Here is a 14,566-nt window from a genome sequence, read left to right on the forward strand (position 1 = left end):
CCGCTGATGCGGGAGGTGGACAGATGTGTCCAATCATCCGCTGCGACGGCAACCTGCTAGATCATGCCGGTGCCGCCACCACCCTTCCCTCTCTCCAGACGCAGGCCCAGCTATGACAGCCAACGCCCCCTCCAGCGCCCTTCGCGGGGCGCGTGTCATGCTCTACAGCCACGATACCTTCGGGCTGGGCCATCTGAGGCGGTCTCGGGCACTGGCAGGCGCGATCACCCATGCTGATCCGACGGCCTCAGCTCTGATCTTGACCGGTTCTCCTGTGGCGGGGCGTTTCGCCTTTCCCTCCCGGGTCGACCATGTGCGACTGCCCGGCGTAATCAAACGCTCGGACGGCTCCTATGCGTCGCGCACGATGGGCATGTCGATTGAAGAGACCACATCTCTGCGCGCCGGGCTGATCCGTTCAACCGCGCTGCAATACGCCCCCGATGTGCTGATCGTTGACAAGGAACCGACAGGATTTCGCGGGGAATTGCTGCCTACCCTCAACGAGTTGAAGTCCAATGGAAACACACAGCTGATCCTTGGGTTGCGCGACGTGCTGGATGAACCGGAGGTCTTGGCCGCTGAATGGGCGCGCAAGGATGCAGTTGCGGCCACCGAACAGTTCTATGATGAGATCTGGGTCTACGGCATCCGCTCCGTTTATGATCCGACAGCCGGGCTTCCGCTCAGCTCTGAGGCGCAGGCGCGCATGCACTGGACCGGGTATCTGCGCCGCGATCTGGGTGATCTGGGCACACCACCCGAGCAACCTTATGTGCTGATTACTCCCGGCGGTGGTGGTGACGGCGCGATGATGGTGGATCTCGTGCTGACCGCCTATGAACGGGATCCGGACCTGGCGCCGCGCGCGATGCTGGTCTACGGCCCGTTTCTGTCCGGCGACACCAGAACCGAATTCGAGACCCGCGTGGCCGCGCTTGACGGTCGGGTCACCGCGGTAGGTTTCGAATCCGAGATCGAAACCCTCTTTGCAGGCGCTCAAGGGGTTGTCTGCATGGGCGGTTACAACACGTTTTGCGAAGTGCTCTCCTTTGACAAACCCGCCGTTATCGTTCCGCGCACCACACCGCGACTTGAGCAATGGATCCGGGCAAGCCGCGCCGAAGAGCTTGGACTGACAGCGATGCTCGACGAACGCCGCGACGGTTGGACGCCTGAGGCAATGATCCGGGCCATTCGCGCGCTTGCCGATCAGCCGCCCCCCTCCGCTGCGATCCCGGACGGCTTGCTGGACGGGCTGGACTACGTGACCGACCGTGTCGATGCGCTGCTGCATGGCACCAACGGAAAGGCTGACGAATGACTACCGGATCAACCGCGCCATCCCGCCCGCCCCTTGCCGTTGTTGTAAAAGGCTGGCCACGTCTTTCTGAAACCTTCATTGCGCAGGAGCTGGTCGCGTTGGAAGCGGCAGGTCATCAGTTCGAGATCTGGTCTCTGCGCCATCCCACAGATGTGAAACGCCACCCCCTGCACGAAAAACTGACTGCGGCAGTCCATTATCTGCCGGAGTATCTCTATCAGGAGCCAGATCGCGTTTGGGCCGCGCGGGGTCAGGCCAAAACGATGCCTGGCTACCAGACGGCCTATCGGATTTGGCGCGAAGATCTGCGTCGCGATCCAACCCGCAACCGAATTCGCCGCTTTGGCCAGGCCTGTGTTCTGGCTGCTGAAATGCCCGACACGGTGCTCGGTCTCTACGCACATTTTTTGCACACGCCGTCTTCTGTCGCGCGCTATGCGGCAATTATGCGCGGCCTGCCGTGGAGTTTTTCGGCCCACGCCAAGGACATCTGGACCTCCCCTGATTGGGAACTGCAGGAGAAACTGGCGGCCAAGAGCCATGGGGCCACCTTTGGTGCGACCTGCACCGGATTTGGTGCGAAACACCTGCAGGACATGGCAGACCGCAGTGACCGCGTTGATCTAATCTACCACGGACTTGATCTGTCACGGTTCCCCTCGCCCCCGCAGCGTAAATGGCGCGCACCGGGCGATCCGCTGCACCTGATGTCAGTGGGGCGGCTGGTCGAAAAGAAAGGCTTTGACCGGTTGATCGGTGCGCTGGCGCTTCTGCCGAAAAGTATGGATTGGCATTGGACCCATATCGGCGGTGGTGACATGCGGGATTTGTTGCAGGGTATCGCCGAGGACGTCGGGGTCGCGGACCGCATCACTTGGCGCGGCGCCTGCGATCAGCCCGAGGTGATCGCCGCCATGCGCGCCTGCGATCTGTTCGTCCTGCCCAGTCGTATTGCTCGTGATGGTGATCGGGACGGCTTGCCCAATGTGCTGATGGAAGCCGCCTCCCAGCGTCTGCCGATCCTGTCCACGGCAGTATCAGCTATCCCAGAGTTCATCGAAAGCGGCACCCATGGCCTGCTCAGCGAGGACACGCCGGAGGCTTTGGCTGAAGCCATCCTGATCCTCAGTCGGAACCCCGAGCAGGCGGCCCGCATGGCAGAGGCTGCCTTGGGTCGGCTGCGCAGCGATTTCGGAATGGACCCCGGTATAGCACGCCTGTCGGAACGGCTGACCCTCATGATGCAAAACGCATGACGCTTGGCCAGGGCCGAACTATAGCCTTTTACGCGCCAATGAAATCGCCGCGCCATCCGGTCCCCTCCGGCGACCGCGAAATGGCGCGAAACCTGATGGGTTTGCTCTCTGTCTCTGGCGCGGTGGTCACATTGGCCAGCGAACTGCGGATCTTCGACAAATCAGGCGATGTAGAGCGTCAGGCAATTCTGCGCGCCAAGGCGGCGCAGGAAGTCGACCGCATCTGTACCGAGATAGCAACGGCGCCAAAAGCGGAGCGACCGGATCTCTGGCTGACCTACCACAACTATTACAAAGCGCCCGATCTAATCGGACCAACCGTCGCCCGACGACTTGCGATCCCCTACGTGCAAGTGGAGTCGACGCGAGCCAAGAAGCGCCTGTCGGGTCCTTGGTCCGAGTTTGCCCAAGCCGCCCATGACGCAGCGGACGTAGCCTCTGTCATTTTCTATCTGACGCAGCAGGACCACCAGACATTGTTGCGGGACAGGTATCGCGATCAGCATCTGGTTCACCTGCCGCCGTTTCTGCCGGATCATCGATTGCCGGAGCCCAGTGACCGGTCCGGCGCCATGCTCTGTGTCGGTATGATGAGGGAGGGTGACAAACTCAGGTCTTATCGCCTTCTTGCCGACGCGCTGGCTCAGGTGTCGCGACCATGGCGACTGGATATCGTCGGAGACGGCCCGGCCCGATCCGAGGTAGAGCAGATGATGTCGCGCTTTGGCAACAAAGTGCGTTTTCTGGGGGAGTTAGACCGGGACGCCTTGGGCATGTTCTATAGACAAGCCTCCATCTTTGTCTGGCCAGGCGTCAACGAGGCATTCGGGATGGTTTATCTGGAGGCCCAGTCCCACGGGGTTCCGGTCCTGGCACAAGACCGCCCGGGTCTGCGTGACGTTGTCACCAGGTGGGAGCTCCCTGCACTCACACCGCAACCGAACAGCGGATCCGAGGGGTATGCACAAGCACTGATACAGGTACTTGATAATCCCGCCCTGTGTGACCGACAGGCGAGCCGTGTTCGCAGCCGGATCGCAGACCGGCACCTTGCACCGGCGGCCGCACAACGTTTGTGGTCAGCCCTTTCACCCTTGCTGGAGATCCCATCATGATCAGGCTTGCTCTCTTGCGCCACGGCCACACCGATTGGAACCGCGCCGGCCGCATACAGGGGCGCAGTGACATCTCGCTGGACGACACTGCCCACGCTGAACTTTCCGCGCAGTCCCTCCCCGCGCCATGGGATCGGGCGTCCCTCTGGTCCAGCCCCCTTAAACGCGCGGCTGAAACCGCGAAGCTGGTCGCAGGGCGCCCGCCTAAAACCAGCCCAGCCCTGATTGAAATGAACTGGGGCGACTGGGAAGGGCAACACGGCAAGGAGCTTAAATCCGATCCAACCAGCGGGTTTCGCGACATTGAAAATTGGGGGTGGCACTACCGCCCGCCCGGTGGGGAAACCCCGCAGGAGGTCTGGGAGCGGATCTCCCCTTGGCTTGCGCATCTGACAGAAGACACCGTTGCAGTCTGCCATATCGGCATCATGCGGATGATCCTCGCCCGGGCTCATGGCTGGAATTTTGACGGCCCCGCCCCGTTTCAGATCAAGCGCAATCGATTGTTCGTAGTGGAGATTGATGGCAACGGCACGCTCACGCCCATTGCCGAACCAGTGCGCCTCAGCAAACGGGCTGCGGAATGAAAGTTCTGATTGCCGTGACGCATCTGTTGGGCACAGGACATCTGTCCCGTGCCCTGACGCTGGGTCGTGCCTTCGCCGCTGCCGGACATCGGACCTATGTGGTATCGGGCGGCGGACCCGCACCCCACCTTGATCACAGCGGCGTCGATCTGATCCAGCTGCCGCCGCTGCGCTCTGACGGCGTGGCGTTTAACAGATTGCTGGCTCCAACCGGCGAGCAGGCGGACGACACCTATCTCAACAATCGTGTTGAACAGCTCTGCGATACACTTCGAGATGTCGAACCCGATATCCTGATCACCGAGTTGTTTCCCTTCGGTCGGCGCAGCCTGAAGCGGGAGTTTCTGGCACTTTTGGATACGGCCAACACTCTGCCCAGACCTCCGGTCATTCTGGCATCAATACGCGACATTCTCGCACCGCCTTCAAAACCCAAGAAGGCGGAGGATGCCGCTACTATCCTGACGGCACATTACGACGGCATGCTGGTGCATTCCGACCCGCAGGCCACCCGGTTGGAGGCCTCATGGCCGGTGACACCCGAAATCTCGGAGAAACTTCACTACACGGGATACGTTGCTCCAGCTGCGCCGGTGCCGCATCCTGAGGGTGTTGGCAAAGGCGAGATCCTTGTCAGCGCCGGTGGCGGCAGCGTTGGGTCTGCACTTTATCGGGTTGCTGCAAAAGCCGCCAAATTGCGACCGGCCCTGCGATGGCGCATCCTGATAGGCGGAAATAATGCAGCGGAGGAAATCGCGCATCTAAAAGCGAAGGATGGCGAGACGGATGCTATTCTGGAGCCAGCGCGGCCAGACTTTCGCCAGATGCTGCAGGGCGCTGCCGCCTCAGTCAGCATGTGCGGCTACAACACCGCACTGGACTTGCTACAGACCGGTGTGCCTGCGGTGATTGTTCCCTTTGATGCGGGCAACGAAGTGGAGCAATCTCTGCGTGCCGCCAGTCTCACACCACTCGACGGCATCACCTCTCTGGCTGCCGCCGATTTGACGCCGGAGTTGCTTTGCGCGGCATTGGAGGACGTCATCTCCGCCCCTGCCCGACCGACAGATGGCTTCCGGTTTGACGGCGCCGCCCGAACGGTAGAGATTGCGTGCAACTTGGCAAAGGAGCGTGCATGACACCGGATTGGACCAGTTTGGACCGCGAGCTTTCTCGATGGCAGGACGATGGGTTGATCCTGCCAATCTGGTGGCGCGACGACGACGCTATTGCCCCCACGCCCCAGTTGGACCGACTGATTGAGCTGTCAGAACGCCTGGCCCTGCCCGCCCATCTTGCGATTGTTGCGCGTGATGCCACGCCCGCCCTTGCCGCCCGGTTGGCGCACGTGGATACATTGGTGCCCGTCGTGCATGGCTGGGCGCATGAAAACCACGCAGGCACCGGTGACAAGAAGGCGGAATTTGGCACCCACCGTCCAATCGACGATGTGTTGGAGGACGCTGAAAATGCTCTGAACCGGTTGCGCGACCTGTTGGGTGACCGGCTGCGACCCATGTTTGTCCCGCCCTGGAACCGGATAGATCCCGACGTCGAACCCTGGCTCGCGGGGTTGGGCTACAGCGCCCTGTCGACCTTCACCCCGCGCCGCCGAGCAAAAGCGGCACCGGGGCTCTGGCAGATCAACACCCACCTCGACCCGATTGACTGGAAGGGCTCGCGCGGGCTTGTAGCGCCAACGCTGCTGCTGTCACAGCTGGTGACACAGCTTGCCGCGCGTCGTAAGGGGCACGCCGATGTCGCCGAACCCTACGGCATCCTGACCCATCATCTGGTGCAGGATGATGCGACCTGGGGATTTTGCGAGGATGTGATGCGGCGCCTGCTGGATGGTCCGGGGCGCGCCTGGGTATTTGATGAAAGGATTATCTGAATGAGCCGCTTGGATTCCATGCTGCGCCGTCTGACCGCGCAGCGGGATGGGCTGAATTGGGCCGCAGAGCAGGTTCGCAACCTTGCCGGGGATGTGCTCGACATCGGTTTGGGCAACGGGCGCACCTATGATCACCTGCGCGAAACACTGCCGGACCGGCGGGTTCGCGTTATTGACCGGGTGCTGCAATGCCACCCCTCCTGTGTGCCGCCAGAGGCTGATTTCCTGCAAGGCGAGGCGCGCCCGATGCTGGACAAGCTGGCACAGGAACGCAGCCCGATCATATTGGCCCATTACGACCTTGGTTTTGGTGTGAAAGAAAAAGACATTGCCGAAGCCGCCGCTCTCTCCCCGGCGATTGCGGCTGTGATGGCACAGGGAGGGATCATCGTTTCTGGTCAGCCCCTCGTCGGATTTGATGAGCTGGACGGCCCGCAAGGGATACCTCCTGGGCGCTATCTTTTCTATCAGGTGAGATGAGAGCCCCGCGATGCTCGAAAAAAACGCCCCGGAACAGTCCGGGGCGTTTTTTGTTGCATCTTACACCCTAGGATCAGGCGACACGATTGCCACGCGACCAGACCGCACCCAGCGCTGGAACGCCAGCCCGCATTCGAAAGCGGATCAAATCCGCCCGCTTGCCAATGTCGATACGCCCACGATCCGTAAGATTGACCGCATCCGCCGGGGCCGAAGTGACCGTTGCCAGACCACGCGCAAAATCGCCCCAGAGTTCGCCAAGCTGCGCTGCCGCCAGCAACAGGGCCGCAGGCACATAGTCCGAGGACAACACATCAAGGAGTTCCAGCTGTGCCAGATCCTTGGCTGCGACATTGCCGGAATGCGATCCCCCCCGGATCAGGTTAGGTGCCCCCATCATCACCTTGATACCATGGTCGTGACAGGCCCGCGCGGCCTCTACCGTGGTGGGAAATTCCGCCAAATGGATACCGTGACCGGCGGACACCGCCACCTGCTCTGCGGTTGTATCATCATGACTTGCCAGGACCGCACCAAAGCGGCGCGCGGCCTTCACGGCCTCCACCTCGTGCAGATCACCGTAGATGTCGCGCATGCGCTTCAACCCGGCGACATGCGCCTTGAAACCATCGTCGTCAAAGCCGTGCTTGCCTTTGACATAGGCTTCCAGCTTCGACATATCACGGAACTGTCTCTGCCCTGGAGTATGATCCATCAAGGAGACAAGGCCGACACGGTCGGCCTCACCAAATTCGTTCAGCTCTTTAACAAGCGTCTCAGAACAGACTTCGGCGCGCAGATGCAGGAAATGGCTGATTTTCAGCGCATCCTGCTCGCGCAACTCAAGCAGCTCGCTTGCAAGGCTGCGCGCATATGCACCATATCGGGATTCCGCCGCTTTGATGGAGCCCACCCGCATCGCATCGAAAACTGTGGTGATACCGGTGCCTGCCAGCTCAGCATCATGTGCGATAATCGCTGCGGCGTGGGGCCAATCTACCTTGGGGCGGGGTTGGATATGGCGTTCCAGATTATCCGTGTGCAGTTCCACAAGACCAGGGCAAAGATAATCACCGTCAAGATCAACAGCGCCCTTGGGAACGGATGCGCCATCCGCAATGTCAGTGATCACCCCCTCTGTCAGGGTAATGGAGCCGACGCGGGTTTCACCGGGAAGGACAAGAGTGGCATTGGCAAGGATCAAAGGTTCTGTCATCTGAATTTCACACAATTTGAGCTATAGAACGGGCCACACTTAGGAGGCCATTGTGACAGTCACGCGATACGCGATCTATTATGTCCCGCCTGCACAGGCGGAATGGAGCCGGTTTGCATCCAGTTGGCTGGGTTGGGACGTGCATGAGGGATCTCCGTTGGACCATCCCACCGGCACCGGCCTCGACGTGGCGGCCATCACCGATGTGCCGCGCAAATACGGGCTGCACGCGACCATAAAGCCACCGTTTCGGCTTGCGGAGGGTACGACATTTGACGCGCTGGCCGAGCGGTTTGCGCAGTTCGCCTCTGCTGCAAAACCGGTGATACTGGACGGGCTGTCCCTGACCCGACTTGGCCGTTTCCTCGCCCTGTGCCCGCGCGGGGATCAATTGGGGTTGAACCGTCTTGCATTTGACTGCGTTCGCGATCTGGATGAATTTCGCGCCCCCGCCACACTTGATGAGCTGGAGAAACGACGCGCCAGTGGGTTGTCTCCCGCACAGGAACAAGCGCTGGTGACATGGGGCTACCCTTATGTAGGCGACAGTTTCCGCTTCCACATCACCTTGAGCGGCAAGCGGCCCAAAGCGGAGCTGCCTGCCATAGAGTCTGTGTTGCAGGATCGTTTGGTTCCCCAGCTGCCAACGCCCTTTGTCATTGGCGATCTGGCTTTGGTTGGTGAGGACAGCGACGGACGGTTTCACCTGCTGCATCGTCACACCCTTTCCGGCTGAAGCCAGGGCATCAGGGCGGTTTCCGCTGCTTGGACCGCCTCTTCCAACTGACCACTGTTGTCGATCTCAATCACCTGCGACAATCCGGCAGGCATAGGTGTTGCCGCACGGGCAAGCCTGCGCTCAATCTCCGCGCGATCCTCACGCCCGCGCGTCATAAGCCGTTCGGCGAGCACCTCGGGTGTTGCCGTGACAGAAAGAATAACCAACGTGCCGAAGGCCGCCTCAGCCTCCAGCAGTACCTTGCGTGAGAGGTTCACCAGAACACCCGAGGCCCGATTGCGCAGCTCGTCAATATCCCGCGGTATGGCATAGCGTAGCCCATGCGCTTCCCAGTGCAGGGCAAAACCCGGCGCGACACAAAGCGCTGCAAACCGATCCTCTGTCACAGCGTCGTAGTCTTCCCCGCCGAGTTCCGGTGCGCGGGTAATGATCCTGCGCTGCCTCACCAAGCCCGGAATGCGCTTAAGTAGCGCCTCCATCAGGCTGTCCTTGCCGACGCCGGACGGGCCGACCACAGCAATCACCGGTGCTTTGATTGATCCCGGACTCATAGGGCGGCCTTCGGTGTGAAGGCGGACACATCGACAAAGCGATCACAGACCTGTTCGCGCGCAGCCTCATCATGGAAAATTCCAATGATGGCCGCGCCGCGCGCCTTCGCCTCCTCGATCAGGCTCAAAACCGTGGCGCGGTTTTTCGCATCAAGGCTCGCGGTCGGCTCATCCAGCAACATCGCAGGATAGGTATGGGCAAAACCCCGCGCGATGTTCACCCGCTGCTGTTCCCCACCGGAAAATGTTGTCGGACTGAGCTGCCAAAGGCGTTCGGGAATGTTCAGCCCCGCGAGCAGTGTTGCTGCTCGGTCGCGCGCCGCCGCCGGATTAACCCCAACAGCCAAGAGCGGCTCCGCCACGACATCCAGTGTCGGCACCCTCGGCACCACCCGCAGAAACTGGCTCACATAGCCCAGCGTCTCGCGTCGCAGCGACAGAATTTCGCGGGGTGCTGCCCTAGCGACATCCACTCCACCGATCATGACCGTCCCGGAGGCGGCCAGGTAGTTGCCGTAAATCACCCGCATCAGGGTCGATTTTCCGGCTCCGGACGCACCCGTAAGGCCAATACACTCCCCTGCCGCAACCTGCAGGCTCGCGCCTTCCATGACCGGGATGACCGCGCCGCCTTGATTGTGCAAGATGAAGCTCTTGCTCACGTTTTGAAGTTCAATCATCTCGGATCCTCAGACCTGAAGTACGCTGGAAACCAGCAATTGGGTGTAGGCATGCTGCGGATCGTCCAACACCTGATCGGTCAGACCTGTCTCGACGACATGGCCGTCTTTCATGACCATTAGCCGATCCGCCAAAAGCCGCACCACCGCGAGATCGTGGGTCACGATGATCGCGCTCAGCCCCATCTCGCGCACCAGGCTGCGTAGCAAATCCAGCAGTCGCGCCTGTACCGAAACATCCAGCCCGCCCGTGGGTTCATCCATGAAGACCAGCCTCGGTCCGGTGACCAAATTCCTGGCAATCTGCAACCGTTGCTGCATACCACCTGAGAAAGCGGAGGGCCGATCATCAATCCGGCTTTCGGCGATCTCGACCCGGCCCAGCCAATCCGTCGCATTGGCACGGATGTTGCCATAGTTGCGATCCCCCACCGCCATCAACCGCTCACCGATATTACCACCAGCTGACACAGACATGCGCAAACCGTCGCGCGCATGCTGATGGACAAAGGCCCAATCCGTGCGCCCCAGCATGCGACGTGCCGGTTCCGACATGGTGACCGTGTCCACAGGTCCGTCAGAACGGGTATCAAAAATCACCTCACCCCGATCCGGCGTCAAATGCCCGGCCATACTGTTCAACAGGGTCGATTTTCCCGACCCACTTTCCCCGACGATGCCCATGACTTCGCCCGGATAGAGATCAAAGCTCACATCCGTGCAGCCAATCCGCGCGCCATACATCTTGGCCAGGTTTTTTACTTGCAACAGCGGCGTCATCACGCGGCCTCCTCGCTCAGGCGGCCGAGATGGCCCGCGTCACGCCGGGATCGGCAATAGTCCGTGTCGGAGCAGACAAACATCCGGTTCCCCGCATCATCCAGGATCACCTCATCCAGATAGCTGTCCTCCGCCGCGCAGAGATCGCAGGGATGATCTGCCTTGCTGGCCTCAAACGGGTAATCCTCGAAGTCGAGTGAGACCACTTCGGTATAAGGCGGGACGGCATAGATGCGCTGTTCACGCCCCGCGCCAAACAGCTGGATCGCCGCCATGTTCATCTTGGGGTTATCGAACTTTGGAATGGGAGACGGATCCATAACATAGCGATCCGCGACCTTCACCGGATACGCATAGGAGGTCGCGATGGCGCCGTGTTGGCTGATATCCTCATAAAGTTTCACGTGCATCAATCCGTATTCCTGCAAGCTGTGCATCTTGCGGGTTTCGGTTTCGCGCGGCTCAAGAAAGCGCAAGGGCTCCGGGATCGGCACCTGATAGACAAGGATTTGATCCTCACTCAGCTCAGCCTCCGGGATCCTGTGGCGGGTCTGGATGACACTGGCCTTTGCGGTTTCCTCGGTGGTGGCCACGCCTGCGGTGTTTTCAAAAAACTTCCGGATCGACACCGCATTGGTGGTGTCGTCGGCCCCTTGGTCGATCACCTTCAGCGTGTCATCTGGTGTCAACGTCGCAGCAGAGACCTGCACGCCACCCGTGCCCCAGCCGTAGGGCATGGGCATTTCTCGGCTCGCAAATGGAACCTGATAGCCCGGCACCGCCAGCCCCTTCAGGATCGCCCTGCGGATCATCCGCTTGGTCTGTTCGTCAAGGTAGGCAAAATTATAGTCAGACATCTTGGGCACCTTTCCTGAAATCGGCCCTGTGGCATACGCCGTTCATTGTGCCGCCTCCCGTGCTGCCATTTGTTCTGCCAACTCTGCTGCCTCGCGGCGCAGCTTGCGGACCAGTTCCAATTCGGATTGGAAGTCCACGTAGTGCGGCAGCTTGATATGCTCCAGGAAACCGGTGGCCTGAATATTATCCGCATGGCTCAGGACAAACTCTTCGTCCTGCGCGGGGGCGCCGAGGTTGTCTTCACCGAGCTCTTCCCAGCGCAGGGCGCGATCGACCAGCGCCATGGCGATAGATTTGCGTTCTGACTGACCGAACACCAGCCCGTAGCCACGGGTGAACTGCGGAGGCACGGTTTTCGATCCTTTGAACTGGTTCACAGTCTCGCATTCCGTCAACTCAACCTCGCCAATCTCGATGGCGAAGCCAAGTTCGGGGATCTCCATCTCCACCGGCACGGCGCCGATACGTAACTCACCCACGAAGGCATGGTTGCGCGCATAGCCACGCTGGGTCGAATAGGCCATGCCAAGAATAAAGCCCTCATCGCCTCGGGTCAGCGACTGCAGACGCACCGCCCGGCTCGCCGGAAATGACATCGGCTCCCGCGTCAAATCACCCGGTTCGGCATCTGTTTGGGGTTCCTGCTCAATGATGTTCTCACCGTCAAGGAAGGACAGAATATGCGGGGTGTGTTCATCCCTAGGCTCGGCTGTCTGCGCCTGCGGCTGATGTTCTGCATCGGCCTCCGCCGCGAGTTTGAAATCCAAAAGCCGGTGGGTGTAGTCGAACGTCGGCCCCAGCACCTGTCCACCCGGCGCGTCCTTGAATGTTGCAGAGATCCGGCGGTCGCAGGCCATGCGGCTGGTTTCAACCGGCCGTGTCGTGCCAAACCGTGGCAAGGTGGTGCGATAGGCGCGGATCAGAAAGATCGCTTCGATCAGATCCCCGCGCGCCTGCTTGATCGCGAGTGCCGCCAGATCAGGATCATAGAGCGAGCCCTCCGCCATCACACGATTGACGGCAAGACTAAGCTGTTCGCGGATCTGGGCTAGGCTCAACTCCGCCACAGAAGTGTCTCCACGGCGTTCCTCGGCGAGCCAGGCATGGGCGTTGTCAATCGCCCGTTCGCCCCCTTTTACGGCTACATACATGTCTTAGCCTCCTTTATTGGAAAGCGGCGTGATCCGGCTGGATCGGGGCAGCGCAGAAACCTGGCTACCGGCGGTAAAATAGGTGTCAAAGCCAAGTGGGAAGAGCATGGAATTGGCCTGAAACGGACCGGCGTCTGGCAGCCAAATCTCGGTGCTGGACTTGATGCCGGGGCCACGCAACTCGGCGTTGGGCGTGTCAAAGCACGGCAACTCCACAATCAGGGTCGCCGAGCGATCCGGATACTCCGACGTTCCGATGCGATAACAATCCAGCGGCGCCAGTGCCGACCATCCGCCGATGGCGAAGTCAGCCTGTTCCGGCCTGACAAAAGGCGCGCCTGTGTGAAAGGTAATCCAGTCCCGCACAGCCGGGCGGTCCACGTCGGAGGCAAGATAGAGGCCCGTATCTGGATCGCAGAGCGTCAACAACAGGCATCCTGCCGCAACCGAGAGCCCTTCGGGAGGAGTGGCGCCAGTAATGGCTTTGATCTCACCGGGCCGCGCCATGGCGGTCATCGCAGCGCGAAACGCTTTTGCTGACTGGATCGGCGGAGCGGTGAAACCTCCGGAGAAATGAGACGTCTGGGTTTGTGACGACATCAGTCTTCCCCTCGCACCATGGTGAAAAAATCAACTTTTGTCGCAGCGGCTTTTGCAGCTCGGCTCATTTTTCGCGCCTGCCTTGCAGCCTCAAGCGGTGACAGAATCTGGCGACGAACATCCTCTGCTGCGCCTGTCTGCATCAGCGCATCGACCTTGGCCGCAGTCTCTGCCTGACCCTTGCTGCGCCCCTGCACATATCCGTGCCCGACAGTGCCATCCGGCAGTGTCAGCGCGCAGCGCGTGACAGTCATCTCACCCAGATTGAAGGGCGCGCCGCTGGCCCCCATACGTCCCTGGACCATGACGCCACCAACCTCCGGCGGACGAAGCCATGTGTGATCGGGATTGCATCCGTAGTCCTGCCACAGATCTTGCAGCGCTTTTGCGTCTGCCGTGGCCAGCAGGCTCATCCACGCCTTGCGGTTGGCGTGATTGCCATTCTCACCCGCTGTCATGCTCTTTTCACTGTTCATCTTGTCTAAGCCTCTTGGCTTGTTTGTCTAGTTAATCTATACAACTAGACAAATGTTAGCCGAATTGCCCGTCACCACGCAACGACAACCTTGTGAAAGTTTCATGACATGGCCCGCACTCCAGTCTGGAAATCCATAGCCATCAGCCTCACCGACGACATCGCGCAAAGACGATATCAGACCGGTGACAAGCTCCCGCCCGAAGTCCAGCTTGCGGGTCGTTTCGGCGTCAACCGGCACACTGTGCGGCGCGCCTTGTCTGAGATGGCAGATCAGGGGTTGGTCCATGCCCGACGGGGGGCCGGCGTCTTCGTCGCTGCGCAGCCGACGGAGTATCCGATTGGCAAACGGGTGCGGTTTCACCAGAACGTTGCCCGTCTGGGGCGCATTCCCGCCAAGAGGATCCTGACGCTAGAGACCCGCGCCGCCGGCCCGCGCGAAGCAGAGGCGTTGGGCCTTGATCCCGGTGCCGCCGTCCATGTCTACGACGGGCTGTCCCTGGCGGATGGTGAACCCATCGCGCTGTTTCAAAGCGTCTTTCCGGCAGACGGCTTCCCGGATCTGCTTGCCGCACTGAAAGAGACCCAGTCAGTAACGGAAGCGCTGAAACACTGTGGCGTTGCTGATTTCACCAGGGTCGAGACCCGTATCACTGCCAAGCTTGCAACTGCGACACAGGCCCTGCATCTGAAGATTTCCGAAGGCAGCCCAATCTTGCGAACCACCGGTATCAACGCCGGACCAAACGGTGACCCGGTTGAATTCGGGCGTACTTGGTTTGCGGGAGACCGCGTCACCCTGACGGTCAGCGACCCAAATAGCGGCAAAGCGGATCGCGGTTAGTCGGCAACGACACACA

Annotated in this window: 17 protein-coding genes; 9 read left to right on the forward strand and 8 right to left on the reverse strand. The window is 60.6% G+C overall.

Going from position 1 to position 14,566, the window contains the following annotated elements; all coding sequences use genetic code 11:
• The first annotated feature begins 112 nt into the window (after positions 1-112).
• From OO25_RS12645 to OO25_RS12675, 7 genes are read left to right on the forward strand one after another with little or no spacing between them, the layout of a single operon-like run.
• On the forward strand, positions 113-1,324 hold the full coding sequence (locus OO25_RS12645) for a glycosyltransferase family protein (RefSeq protein ID WP_175304832.1): 1,212 nt from the start codon (positions 113-115) through the stop codon (positions 1,322-1,324).
• Complete coding sequence (locus OO25_RS12650) at positions 1,321-2,580, forward strand: glycosyltransferase family 4 protein (protein ID WP_040180491.1); 1,260 nt, start codon at positions 1,321-1,323, stop codon at positions 2,578-2,580. The genes OO25_RS12645 and OO25_RS12650 overlap by 4 nt, the downstream gene beginning before the upstream one ends.
• Positions 2,577-3,695 carry a glycosyltransferase family 4 protein gene (locus OO25_RS12655; protein ID WP_369808860.1) on the forward strand — a complete coding sequence of 373 codons (1,119 nt, stop codon included), beginning with the start codon at positions 2,577-2,579 and terminating at the stop codon, positions 3,693-3,695. The genes OO25_RS12650 and OO25_RS12655 overlap by 4 nt, the downstream gene beginning before the upstream one ends.
• Complete coding sequence (locus OO25_RS12660; protein ID WP_040180492.1) at positions 3,692-4,282, forward strand: histidine phosphatase family protein; 591 nt, start codon at positions 3,692-3,694, stop codon at positions 4,280-4,282. The genes OO25_RS12655 and OO25_RS12660 overlap by 4 nt, the downstream gene beginning before the upstream one ends.
• Entirely contained in the window at positions 4,279-5,421 is a 1,143-nt protein-coding gene (locus OO25_RS12665) for a glycosyltransferase family protein (protein WP_040180493.1), read from the forward strand. Before OO25_RS12660 ends, OO25_RS12665 begins: the two co-directional genes overlap by 4 nt.
• Positions 5,418-6,176, forward strand: coding sequence for a polysaccharide deacetylase family protein (locus OO25_RS12670; RefSeq protein ID WP_040180495.1), 759 nt, complete (start codon positions 5,418-5,420; stop codon positions 6,174-6,176). The genes OO25_RS12665 and OO25_RS12670 overlap by 4 nt, the downstream gene beginning before the upstream one ends.
• Positions 6,177-6,656: a class I SAM-dependent methyltransferase gene (locus OO25_RS12675; protein WP_014879105.1), complete on the forward strand. Its 480-nt coding sequence runs from the start codon at positions 6,177-6,179 to the stop codon at positions 6,654-6,656.
• A 73-nt stretch (positions 6,657-6,729) separates the two neighbouring features.
• On the opposite strand, the gene OO25_RS12680 is transcribed toward OO25_RS12675, so the two are convergent.
• Positions 6,730-7,872, reverse strand: coding sequence for an alpha-D-ribose 1-methylphosphonate 5-triphosphate diphosphatase (locus OO25_RS12680; protein WP_040180497.1), 1,143 nt, complete (start codon positions 7,870-7,872; stop codon positions 6,730-6,732).
• A gap of 52 nt (positions 7,873-7,924) precedes the next feature.
• On the opposite strand from OO25_RS12680, the gene OO25_RS12685 reads away from it, so the two are divergent.
• Entirely contained in the window at positions 7,925-8,608 is a 684-nt protein-coding gene (locus OO25_RS12685) for a DUF1045 domain-containing protein (RefSeq protein ID WP_040180498.1), read from the forward strand.
• Here OO25_RS12685 and phnN read toward each other — a convergent pair.
• Genes phnN through phnG form a run of 7 tightly spaced genes read right to left on the reverse strand, consistent with a single transcriptional unit; the run spans position 8,590 to position 13,707 of the window.
• Positions 8,590-9,162 carry a phosphonate metabolism protein/1,5-bisphosphokinase (PRPP-forming) PhnN gene (gene phnN / locus OO25_RS12690; protein WP_040180500.1) on the reverse strand — a complete coding sequence of 191 codons (573 nt, stop codon included), beginning with the start codon at positions 9,160-9,162 and terminating at the stop codon, positions 8,590-8,592. The genes OO25_RS12685 and phnN overlap by 19 nt on opposite strands.
• Complete coding sequence (gene phnL, locus OO25_RS12695) at positions 9,159-9,842, reverse strand: phosphonate C-P lyase system protein PhnL (RefSeq protein WP_040180502.1); 684 nt, start codon at positions 9,840-9,842, stop codon at positions 9,159-9,161. The genes phnN and phnL overlap by 4 nt, the downstream gene beginning before the upstream one ends.
• 9 nt (positions 9,843-9,851) lie before the next feature.
• A complete protein-coding gene (phnK, locus tag OO25_RS12700; protein ID WP_040180503.1) occupies positions 9,852-10,622 on the reverse strand; it encodes a phosphonate C-P lyase system protein PhnK in 771 nt (256 codons plus the stop codon).
• On the reverse strand, positions 10,622-11,479 hold the full coding sequence (locus tag OO25_RS12705; RefSeq protein ID WP_024098421.1) for an alpha-D-ribose 1-methylphosphonate 5-phosphate C-P-lyase PhnJ: 858 nt from the start codon (positions 11,477-11,479) through the stop codon (positions 10,622-10,624). The genes phnK and OO25_RS12705 overlap by 1 nt, the downstream gene beginning before the upstream one ends.
• 42 nt (positions 11,480-11,521) lie before the next feature.
• Positions 11,522-12,631 carry a carbon-phosphorus lyase complex subunit PhnI gene (locus tag OO25_RS12710; RefSeq protein ID WP_040180505.1) on the reverse strand — a complete coding sequence of 370 codons (1,110 nt, stop codon included), beginning with the start codon at positions 12,629-12,631 and terminating at the stop codon, positions 11,522-11,524.
• Positions 12,632-12,634: 3 nt separating this feature from the next.
• Positions 12,635-13,231 carry a phosphonate C-P lyase system protein PhnH gene (gene phnH / locus OO25_RS12715; RefSeq protein ID WP_040180506.1) on the reverse strand — a complete coding sequence of 199 codons (597 nt, stop codon included), beginning with the start codon at positions 13,229-13,231 and terminating at the stop codon, positions 12,635-12,637.
• Positions 13,231-13,707, reverse strand: coding sequence for a phosphonate C-P lyase system protein PhnG (phnG, locus tag OO25_RS12720; RefSeq protein ID WP_052463870.1), 477 nt, complete (start codon positions 13,705-13,707; stop codon positions 13,231-13,233). Before phnG ends, phnH begins: the two co-directional genes overlap by 1 nt.
• Before the next feature lie 108 nt (positions 13,708-13,815).
• Between phnG and phnF the strand changes: the two genes are divergently transcribed.
• Positions 13,816-14,550, forward strand: coding sequence for a phosphonate metabolism transcriptional regulator PhnF (gene phnF, locus OO25_RS12725; RefSeq protein WP_040180507.1), 735 nt, complete (start codon positions 13,816-13,818; stop codon positions 14,548-14,550).
• Positions 14,551-14,566 lie beyond the last annotated feature (16 nt).

The sequence above is a fragment of the Phaeobacter sp. S60 genome (genome assembly GCF_000826845.1).
GTDB lineage: Bacteria > Pseudomonadota > Alphaproteobacteria > Rhodobacterales > Rhodobacteraceae > Phaeobacter > Phaeobacter piscinae.